General features: G+C 42.8%; 8 protein-coding genes and 1 pseudogene. 4 read left to right on the top strand and 5 right to left on the bottom strand.

The features are described from left to right. The first annotated feature begins 126 nt into the window (after positions 1-126). Together F6J94_RS23960 and cobA are read left to right on the top strand one after the other, a co-directional pair. Positions 127-285 (top strand): hypothetical protein, encoded by a 159-nt coding sequence (locus F6J94_RS23960; RefSeq protein WP_293044768.1) that lies wholly within the window; start codon positions 127-129, stop codon positions 283-285. A 205-nt stretch (positions 286-490) separates the two neighbouring features. Then, the gene (cobA, locus tag F6J94_RS23965; protein ID WP_293044770.1) at positions 491-2,140 is read left to right on the top strand and encodes a uroporphyrinogen-III C-methyltransferase; all 1,650 of its coding nucleotides are present in this window, start codon (positions 491-493) and stop codon (positions 2,138-2,140) included. 456 nt (positions 2,141-2,596) lie between these two features. Here cobA and F6J94_RS23970 read toward each other — a convergent pair whose 3' ends face one another. After that, complete coding sequence (locus F6J94_RS23970) at positions 2,597-4,054, bottom strand: zinc ribbon domain-containing protein (protein ID WP_293044772.1); 1,458 nt, start codon at positions 4,052-4,054, stop codon at positions 2,597-2,599. Positions 4,055-4,156: 102 nt separating this feature from the next. Then, on the bottom strand, positions 4,157-4,639 hold the full coding sequence (locus F6J94_RS23975) for a methyltransferase (protein ID WP_293044773.1): 483 nt from the start codon (positions 4,637-4,639) through the stop codon (positions 4,157-4,159). 821 nt (positions 4,640-5,460) lie between these two features. Between F6J94_RS23975 and F6J94_RS23980 the strand changes: the two genes are divergently transcribed. Further along, positions 5,461-5,955, top strand: a complete 495-nt coding sequence (locus F6J94_RS23980) for a VOC family protein (protein WP_293044775.1) — start codon at positions 5,461-5,463, stop codon at positions 5,953-5,955. A gap of 253 nt (positions 5,956-6,208) precedes the next feature. After that, positions 6,209-7,384, top strand: a complete 1,176-nt coding sequence (locus F6J94_RS23985; protein WP_293044777.1) for a hypothetical protein — start codon at positions 6,209-6,211, stop codon at positions 7,382-7,384. Positions 7,385-7,493: 109 nt separating this feature from the next. Here F6J94_RS23985 and F6J94_RS23990 read toward each other — a convergent pair. The 3 genes and pseudogenes from F6J94_RS23990 to F6J94_RS24000 all read right to left on the bottom strand — a co-directional run bounded on the left by F6J94_RS23990 (position 7,494) and on the right by F6J94_RS24000 (position 9,644). Further along, positions 7,494-8,454, bottom strand: a pseudogene (locus F6J94_RS23990) (IS630 family transposase). Between the two features lie 227 nt (positions 8,455-8,681). Further along, positions 8,682-9,413 (bottom strand): DNA/RNA nuclease SfsA, encoded by a 732-nt coding sequence (gene sfsA, locus F6J94_RS23995; protein WP_293044779.1) that lies wholly within the window; start codon positions 9,411-9,413, stop codon positions 8,682-8,684. Between the two features lie 24 nt (positions 9,414-9,437). Further along, entirely contained in the window at positions 9,438-9,644 is a 207-nt protein-coding gene (locus tag F6J94_RS24000; RefSeq protein ID WP_293044781.1) for a hypothetical protein, read from the bottom strand. Positions 9,645-9,733: the final 89 nt, after the last annotated feature.

Consider the following 9,733-nt stretch of genomic DNA (forward strand, 5'->3'; position numbering starts at 1 on the left):
TATCAAATCCACGGGAAGAGCCAGCCTGACGATCTTGGTAGGGCGAAGGCTGGCTCTGGCTACCCCTTAAAGTAAAGGAGATAACTTCATATTATGTCGCATCGTCTAAGCCTATACCCATGGGTCATGGTTCGCCTATTACCACCGATGCCACCAGTCGTTTTCGCTCGGTTCCGCTACTATTGTGATGCCAAAGGTTATTCCCAGACCCTGAAACAGCTGCTGCCTGATGCTAAGTTTCTAATTATTTTAGATATAAGTCTGCCGATGGAGCCAGAGGAATAGGGAGTGTTGCAAGGGTGGGCAGATGGGGAAATAGGGAGATAGAGAGATAGCAGCGCATCGCTATTCTATCTTCTCTATTCCCCTCCTGGGAGGGGTTAGGGGTGGGTTCCTTCTCTATTCCCCTCCTGGGAGGGGTTAGGGGTGGGTTCCTGCTCCCTAAAAACCCAGAACTTTGTACCTAACAGCAATTGCAAACCGCTATATAATGACTAATCACAAAAAGGGAAAAATTTACATCGTAGGTGCTGGTCCAGGAGATGTTAACTACTTAACCGTAAGGGGGCAACAACTACTGACTCAAGCTGAAGTGTTGGTATATGATGCTTTGGTAGATTCCCTTTTATTGCAACTGGTGCCCTGTGATTGTCAACTGTTTGATGTGGGGAAACGGGGTGGACGCCCTTCTACACCCCAAGCTAGGATTAACCAACTGCTAGTAGACCAATGCCGACAAGGCAAGCAAGTCGTCAGGCTAAAAAGTGGTGACCCCTTTATTTTCGGGCGCTCTAGCTCAGAAATTCAGGCATTGATTGCTGCTGAGTGTCAGTTTGAGGTTATACCAGGCATTTCCTCAGCCCTAGCAGCTCCCTTACTAGCGGGAATTCCTTTAACAGACTCAGTTTTGAGCAAATGCTTTGCGGTTGTCACTGCTCATCAGCCAGAGCAACTAGATTGGGAAGCACTAGCAAGAATCGACACCTTGGCGATTTTAATGGGAGGACGTCATCTAGCAGAAATTGTCCAACAGCTGCAACACTATGGGCGATCGCATCAGACCCCCATTGCTCTGATTCGGAATGGTGGACGCCCCCAGCAACAGGTTTGGCTGGGCACCTTAGGCACTATTGTAAACCAAACCCTTGGTATCTCCCTCTCACCTGTGGTAATTGTAGTTGGTGAAGTAGTGGGGTTAAGGGCATTTATGGGATTACCTGATCAAGACCAGTCGAAGAGTGAAGGTTGGCAAGACAAGGTTCAAGGGGCAACGGCAACTACTAAGCCGCTTACTGGAAAAACCGTCTTAGTCACCCGTTCCGCTAGTCAATCCCAGAAATTTAACCAGCTCCTGGAACAAGAAGGAGCGACTATTATCGAAATGCCCACCTTGGTGATTACTCCTCCTTCCAGTTGGGCTGGATTAGATTATGCGATCGCTAATCTCGCTAACTTCGATTGGTTGATTCTCACCTCTAGCAATGGGGTGGATTACTTTTTTAAACGATTAGTGAATAATGGTAAAGATGCCCGTGCTTTAGTCGGGATTAAGATTGCTGTGGTGGGTAAGAAAACTGCAGCGAGTCTGAAACAACACAATTTACAACCCGACTTTATCCCACCAAACTTTGTAGCTGATTCTTTGGTAGAACATTTTCCAGAGTCTTTAACTAACAAACAAGTGCTTTTCCCCCGAGTCGAAACCGGTGGGCGAGAGGTGTTAGTAAAAGAACTAACGGAAAAAGGTGCTCAAGTGGTAGAAGTTGCTGCCTATGAGTCTCGTTGTCCAGATTACATGGCTCCTGCTATTTTAGATGCTTGGCAACAGAGAGCAATAGATATTGTTACGTTTGCTAGTTCTAAAACCGTGAATAATTTTTACAAACTTCTCAAGCAAGCCTTTAACTCTTCAACGGAAACTAACCAACCCTACTCTAATGCCGACGGCGAACAATCTGCACCCTTAAAAACTCTTGATTACCTTTTAGACAATGTATGTATCGCTTCGATTGGTCCTCAAACTTCCGAAAGCTGTCGCCAGTTGCTAGGCAGGGTAGATGTGGAAGCAGTTGAATATACTTTAGAAGGTTTAACTGAGGCGATTGTAGCATGGGAGACTGGGAGAGGGGGAAAGACATAGGGTGCATCTGATTGGTGGAACAGGCATCAGGCGTGGAACAGGCATCTTGCCTGTTTCAATCCCTACTAAACAGCCTTATTTGCCAGAAATAGGAGTTTTATATCATCTCAGAATAATTACCCTTAATAATAAAAATCTCCCTCGGTGCGCTTTCCGTAGGCGAATTAAATTCGCCACGGGTCGCACCGCTCCCTATCTCCCCATCTCCCCACATTCCCCTCCTGGGAGGGGTTAGGGGTGGGTCCCACCCTCTCCTTAATTATGGGTATTCAAGCAGACTTTATATTATGGCTTTTCCCCAAGGATGAGAGTTGTTTGTGTAGGGATACTCTTAAACCGTAATAAATCGTGATAATCCGGTACAAAACGGTCAAGGTTCAATCTATTGTGGTCCGAGTGAGAAGTGGTCATTCAGCAATTGGAGTCAAGCCTGCCACTTATCTTTCTGGACGTTCCTCAAATCCCGTTGAGGAGTTGCTTGAAAGCCCGAGTTTTACTATGCTTGCAGTCAAGCCATCCAAGCTCAACTGCATCTAGCAGACTCAGTCCCATACCTTCCAAGAAACGCGCGGTACGGCGCAACAATACTGCCTGCACCTCAGTTTTACTCATATACCGGGTGATATCCTTGTCCGTACCTCTGCTAAGGACATTTTTGGCAGCATTGTGGTCAGCCTGCAACACGACCCCATTGAATCTGGTAAAATTGTCCCCGCTCCTTTTCCCTAATAGGGTTCCAGTTACGGAGTCAACTTGCGACGTGTAGCTAGGCTGGACTTCTGTTACAACCGAGCCAGTCCAATTAGCCCATTTCTGCAAGGAGTCCCGCATTACTCCTTTCATCCAACTATTAAGTTTACGGGACATGGCCTTAGACTGGCGTTTATTTCTAATCGGCTGTGTTAAATTTTCGGCAAATACTTTTAATGATTCCCCATTAAAAAGGGACTTAGATGCGGCTCCTATTATGGCCGTAATCTCTGATTGATTTTTTCTGTATCGGCGATTTTCAGTTTTTCTACTTAGGTTATTTTTGAGTATTCGAGCCGACTTGGCTGGGTCGATTTTTTCTAGTTTTCTATGAAGCGCCCAAAGCTTCCCTCTGTTGCGGTTTTTTGCACAGATGCGATCCGATTTATTGGTTGCTACTTTTCCTAAGTTTTTTCCGTGTGCCTGACCATCTGAATCATAAAAAGCCTCTGTGTACCCCTTGTCTACCCCAATAGCTCGACGGTTGGCAGGGATTTCTACGGTGCCATAGTCTACTAAAAAGTGAATCTCAAACTTTCCCAAGAGTTGCTTGTATACCAGTCTAATCTGGCCTTTTATTTTCCGATTAGACCTAACGGTTATTTTGTTTCTCTTTCCTCTCCTCAATCCAGCCAACTCTAGTTGGTAAGTATTACGAGAGAGCCTTTTGCACTTATATCCTACTTGTTGATAGACTATCTGATTCTTGACCCAGGAATGCCCTCGCTGAAATTCCTTCCTAACAAGTCTATGCAGCAATGGATCATCTATAAAAGCTAAAGTCTTAAGCTGTTTACAAAGTTCCTTTCTTCTCCTTTGGCCGTCCCTCCCTGGAAATTTTTTGTAAATCTTCTTAATTACCGCATCAGTGCAAGCTGCCTGCTGAGCTGTGATAGCTTTTGCTACATCACTGACCGTCCATTCCATCAATTTCGCTGGCAGTCCCAGGGTATCAGGAGTCCTAAAACTTCTGACCTCTGGATAGGCTTTTTTCCAATCAAGACCCCAATGACTAATACTACCTAGCTTGTTGTAGGATTCAGACCTGACGATGCCCAGTTTTTTCATGGTAGACAGCAACTCAGCCTGAACCAACTCACTCATCCCTATGACAGGAACGATTTGAGTTGATCTCTTTTTTGCTGTGTCTACTTTCTTGGGCATAGTTAGGTCTGAATCCTACACTTCACTAATACTCTATCGCTAGTAAAATGTCCATGTCCGAATTGTGGTATTAAATACCGATTTATCCCTATTTTTAGGGGTCTAAATGCGAGGCAAAGGAATAACCTTAATATTTTTAAATCCTGTCTTTTCGAGCCATAGGGCAATTTCTTCTTTAGAGCGATTGCCCGATTCGGAATGAAAGCCAATCATTAAGTACAGTTCCATCATTGTACTGCGCAATGACTGCTTAGGATTATCTTCTGGATTTATAAACTCCTGCACGATCAGCAATCCACCTGGCAATAGAGCATCGTAAGCTTTGGACAATAGCCTCAGACATTGCTCCGGAGATATATGACGCAAGACTGCAGAAAGCAGAACAACATCATAGTCCTGATCAAACTCAGTGGTATTAAAATCCGCCGGACATAGGGTAATTCGCTCTTGGAGATTGTATTGCTTCAAGAGGCTGAGGGCGATTTCTAAAGGTTCTTTGAGATCGACAACTACAGCTGTTAAATTAGGATTAGCATTACAAAGAGCAATGCTGTAGCTTCCAGAGCCTCCCCCTAAATCCAGCATTTTACGCCATTGTTCAGGTTAGTATATTCAGCCAGCACTGCTCCTTGTCCTGCCATAGCTAGGTTATGCCGACCTTTAATATAGCTTGTCCAATAGGTACCAGCATCAACAAAACCATTCTCAAAGGGAAAATCTGGTCTGCCTTCACGGATGAGCTGGTCTAGATTGCCCCAAGTGTACCAGAAATGGGTAATATGGACGATGTAATCACCTTGATACTCTGGCTTGTTTGGTATTAAAAATTTAGAAGCGACTTGAGAGTTTTTAAAATTACCCTCTTCTTTTTCCAGCAGACCTAATCCAGCACAGGATTCAAGAAAAGCTTCGACAAAACCAGGATTAGCTTTGAGGTGATCGGAGACTTATCGGGCAGAAATAGGTTGTTCCAGTAAAGGAAATATTCCAAGTTTTATCGCCGCTCTGAGAACCGCAGAGTTCCAGAAGCTAAAACATATATTGTCGATGCTGTCCTTCATTTATACTTCTCCTAAATCTACATGCACGTTATTGTCAGATATTGTTATAGCTAGTTAAATTGGCAAAATTATACCTCTTGATATAATTTCTCATAAAACGGCAGACAATCTTCCACTATAGACATTAGTTGATCAGGTATCTGAGGGGGCTCATGTCACCCCCTCAGGGATTACCATGCTCATTTTTACCTTTTTGTCAACCCCACAACCTGAATAATTAAGAACAGTAAAAAAAATAAATTTTTCGTTAAGATAATGAAGGAAGATACAAAAAAACTGTTTAATGATATCCGTGATTGAATTAATTAAATCAAATCACAGTCTAACTCTAATACTCAGTTCTGTATGACCGGATCTAAACCTTTTCATTTAGCTTTTCCTGTTGCCGACCTTGAAGAAACACGCCAATTTTATTGTGGTGTGATTGGCTGTAAAGAAGGACGTAGTACAGATTTATGGATTGATTTTAACCTCTATGGTAATTCCGTTTCAGCCTATTTACACCCCCAGGAGGCAACGCGAGATATACCTAGCAACCACGTTGATCGAGATCAAACTCCTTTAAACATCCCTGTTCGTCATTTTGGCATAATCTTAGAATGGGAAGAATGGGAAAGCTTAGTTGAACGTTTAAAGGAACAAGGCATCGAATTTACAATTGGACCACGAGTACGTTTTGTCGGCAAAAATGGAGAACAAGGAACGATTTATTTTCACGATCCTTGTGGGAATGTTCTGGAATTTAAGGCTTTTAAGAACCCCGAGCAAATGTTCAAGCCTTTTACAAAAATACAAGACTTTGAAGCAGTTGTTATGGAGAAGATAGCCAACCCGTCTTAGAGTATATAGCAATCCTATATGATTCGTGAAATATATTCGGCGAAGCTATCGCTATAACCCTTGCCCAGTAAGAATTTACGATTTTGCATATTTTACAAATGATTTAGGATTGCTATAGTTAAGGCTTGTTTATGCCTGTAACACCCTATCCAGATTTTTTTTACTATAAACTAGTTGGATAGTAAGGGGTTAATGAGTATTTTTTTGACTTAGATACTTGGGTTTGAACTTTAGAAAGAGCAATCAATAAATAATGGCTAATACAATCGAAAAGTTAGATCATGATTTGGCTGAAATATTTATCGCAAATGATAATAATCCAACCGTAAACTACTCTTATGGGGGAACGCGAATGGTAACTCCTGATACTCAGGAGTCAGAAGCTAAGCAAATCTGCGAGCGATTGATGTGGTCTGAAAGTGCCCTGAAAAATCAACTGATCAATGCAGCATTAAGCAAAGGTGTTTTAAACCACTATAGCGATCGACTTCCTGGAGGTTTCTTGGACAGCAAAGTTGGTGGTGCTCGCTGCGTAATCAGACCCAAGCACCAAGATACTGCTGACATCCTTGTTAATCCAGAACATCCAGATTGGGATTCTACCATTTCACCAATTTTTAAACACATTGGCGAATCCCTCAATCAAAAACAAGGCAAGATCAAGTTGACTCCGGATTTTGGTCGGTTTGCTGGTTTGGCGGATACTTTGAACCGATTTACTCCTCATTCTCTCGGCATTAATTGTGATCAGGGAGGATGTGGTGGCAAATCTTCCTACTCAGCAACAGGTATTATCTCAGCGATTGAAACCCTTGGTTTCCAACAACAGAAAGAAGACCGAGTTACCTTAATTGGGGCAGTGGGAGCCATGGGTTCTGACGTTTTGAAGTACTTTTTGCGAGAGACATACCAAAATGTAGCTGTTTGTGATCTGGTGTATGATGATCCTAATAGTGGAATTGTCCCTCCAGATAACTTATTAAAGCTTCCCTCCAAGCAAAAAGCCTTCACTACAGATTGTTTGGAGCGAGGAGGATTAATTGTTGCTACTACCGTTGGACAGGAATTGGAAAACTCTTTTTGGGAGACAATGCCCAGGGGTACAACCTTACTCCTGGCTCATAATATGGCAATTCCTGGAGGTGAAGCAGGTACTGAACTAATGCAGCGAGTTCAGCAACATGGCGTTTTCGCCTTACCTGGTCAAGTTTTGACATTGGGAGGAGCGTTAACCTCTCGGGTAGAGTGGTTCTGGCGGCAAAGCAATGCAGGTGTTCCTTTCGATAAACCTCTAGCTCACCTAGTCGTCAGGGATGTGGTTAAGTTTTTAGTCACTGAAATTAAAGCATTATCAGCATCTTCAGGATTAACTCCTTATGAAGCCATGCTACGGTATGCAGACCGAGAGGCAGTAACATTATTGCCCTAAAGAATTGCCCTAAAGATCAAGTCGCTCTTCCGATCCTATTTAGGATAACAGGATCGGAAGAACCAACAAGGCATTCACTTCAAAACCTTTGAATTTGCTATAGCGGTTTTTAGTCTAATGAGGTACAATAACAACAATGAGCAAACCAATTACGAATATCCTTAAGGGAGATTTGATTAAAAGCAAATTCAATAGCTTCTACTAAATCAAGATAAGTTCTTTTTTGCACCAATTTTACGTAAAATACTTTTGATATTTGACCAACAATGTTCAATCGGGTTAAATTCAGGGGAGTAAGTGGGAAGATAGATTAATTTAGCACCCGTTGCTTCAATTAAATCTCTAGTTTCATCTCCTTTATGAATTGAATAATTGTCCATGATTACACAAGCTCCACTCCAAAGTTTAGGGACTAATTTTTTAGAAATAAAAGCTTCAAAAGTGATGGCATCAGTTTTTCCCAACAAACAGGTGCTGGCGAGGATAGATTCACAACTTATGGCACTAATGAGTGAAAGATTTTGACCTTTCCTATAAGGGCGCTGACCATAAGCACGTTGACCCTGTTCAGAGCGAGCAAAGAGACGAACCATTGCTAAATTCACTCCGGATTCCAATACGGAAAATCAGGTCTTTTTCGTTAATATCCCTAACCTTTTACCAGAAATGTAAACGTTGTTTTTGTACCTCATCTGTGCCTTTTTTTGTGGCGTACAGTGTTTTTTTTTCGGGTTATTTTTAGACGCTTTAGCATTCTATATACTGTGGAAATACCAATGAAAACTCCGGTTTCTTTCGCGCTTCATGTTCCGCAGTTCTTCTAAAGTAGCGTCATTAGTCATGGTCACCAGATTTTTGAGAATCGTTAATTGTTTTGGCTTAAGTTTTGTCGGAGTTTGTTGAGTGCGAATTTTCGGGGCAATATTTCCAGTGTCCCGATACTGTTTGAGTAATTTTTGAACAAAGCTTAAGGCAACATTGAACTGTTTAGCAAGCTGACGTTGAGAGATATTACCTTGAGTATAAACATCAATAATTTTTTGTCTAAGATCAACGGAGTAGGGTTTCATGGTTTTTTATTAGAATGTATCATCATTATTGTACCTTACTAGCTTAACAACCGCTATACTGGCATAGTTTCCTAAGGTTGAATTTGATTAAAGATTAGATCAAATCCAGTTAATCACTTATCAAAGAGTCTGTGGATTTTTGGGTTATGGTAATGGGGAATTGATAATTGGAAACTACCCATTACCAATAAATAATAATTGAGAACTGCTATAACCTACTAACACCCTCAGCACTCAAAGGTTGCTAACCCCAAATAGCGAACTCCTGACGGGGTAATTTCAAAGCGACAAGGCAACACTTCCAAACCTTTGCTAACTGCTTCTCTTAAGAGTTTACCATAGTCTGGGTCATAGTTATCACCAGGGGAAAAGTGCAAACAATCAGCACGATTAATAAAATAAAGCATCACGGCTCGTGCTTCGGGAAGTACTGCCATCAGTTCTTGCAGATGTTTTTGTCCACGAGTAGTAACTGTATCAGGGAATAAAGCACGATTCTCTTCAGCTAAGGTAGCACTTTTCACTTCTAAATAAATCGGGCGCTCTGAGCCAGTCAGTAAAAAATCCACCCGGCTTTTCCGTTCTTTTCCGTAACGCACCTCAGGGCGAATTTCGCTGTAGCTGTCCGCTAATTCGGGAATCAGTTTTTGTTCCAACGCTAACTTAATCACTCGATTAGGTAAAGCCGTATTAACCCCTACCCAAGTCGGTTCATTGTCCTTGACCTGAATCATTTCCCAAGTGTATTGTAACTTCCGCTTTGGGTTATCACTATGGGACACTTGTACAGGAGAGCCAATAGTTGAAACTCCAATCATTGGGCCAGTATTGGCGCAGTGAGCAGTAATAATTTCCCCTGATGGCAGTTCAATATCCGCAAGAAAGCGTTTGTAGCGTTTGAGTAAAGTTCCAGCTTTTAGGGGTGGGTAGGAGTAAATCAAGTTATTGTCATTAGTCATGTTATAGTTACTAGCTTTTAATGGTTAATTGGTTAAGGGAGTCGGGAGTCGGGAGTCGGGAGTCGGGAATCGGGAGTCGGGAGTCGGGAGTCGGGAATCGGCAAGAGGGAATCGGGAATCGGCAAGAGGGAATCGGGAATCGGCAAGAGGGAAAACTGATCTTACTCCCCATCTCCCCATCTCCCCATCTCCCCATCTCCCCACACTTCCCACACTCCCCCATCTCCCCATCTCCCCATCTCCCCATCTCCCCCTCCCCCCCTCTCCCCACCCTTCCCACACTCCCCACACTCCCCCACCTCCCCCTCTCCCCCTCTCCC

Source organism: Moorena sp. SIO1F2, assembly GCF_010672755.1.
Taxonomy (GTDB): Bacteria; Cyanobacteriota; Cyanobacteriia; order Cyanobacteriales; family Coleofasciculaceae; genus Moorena.

Coding starts and splice junctions, on each gene's coding strand:
- F6J94_RS23960 (WP_293044768.1), top strand. CDS start 127: ATGGTTCGCCTATTACCACCGATGCCACCAGTCGTTTTCGCTCGGTTC.
- cobA (WP_293044770.1), top strand. CDS start 491: ATGACTAATCACAAAAAGGGAAAAATTTACATCGTAGGTGCTGGTCCA.
- F6J94_RS23970 (WP_293044772.1), bottom strand. CDS start 4,054: ATGCCCAAGAAAGTAGACACAGCAAAAAAGAGATCAACTCAAATCGTT.
- F6J94_RS23975 (WP_293044773.1), bottom strand. CDS start 4,639: ATGCTGGATTTAGGGGGAGGCTCTGGAAGCTACAGCATTGCTCTTTGT.
- F6J94_RS23980 (WP_293044775.1), top strand. CDS start 5,461: ATGACCGGATCTAAACCTTTTCATTTAGCTTTTCCTGTTGCCGACCTT.
- F6J94_RS23985 (WP_293044777.1), top strand. CDS start 6,209: ATGGCTAATACAATCGAAAAGTTAGATCATGATTTGGCTGAAATATTT.
- sfsA (WP_293044779.1), bottom strand. CDS start 9,413: ATGACTAATGACAATAACTTGATTTACTCCTACCCACCCCTAAAAGCT.
- F6J94_RS24000 (WP_293044781.1), bottom strand. CDS start 9,644: ATGGGGAGATGGGGGAGTGTGGGAAGTGTGGGGAGATGGGGAGATGGG.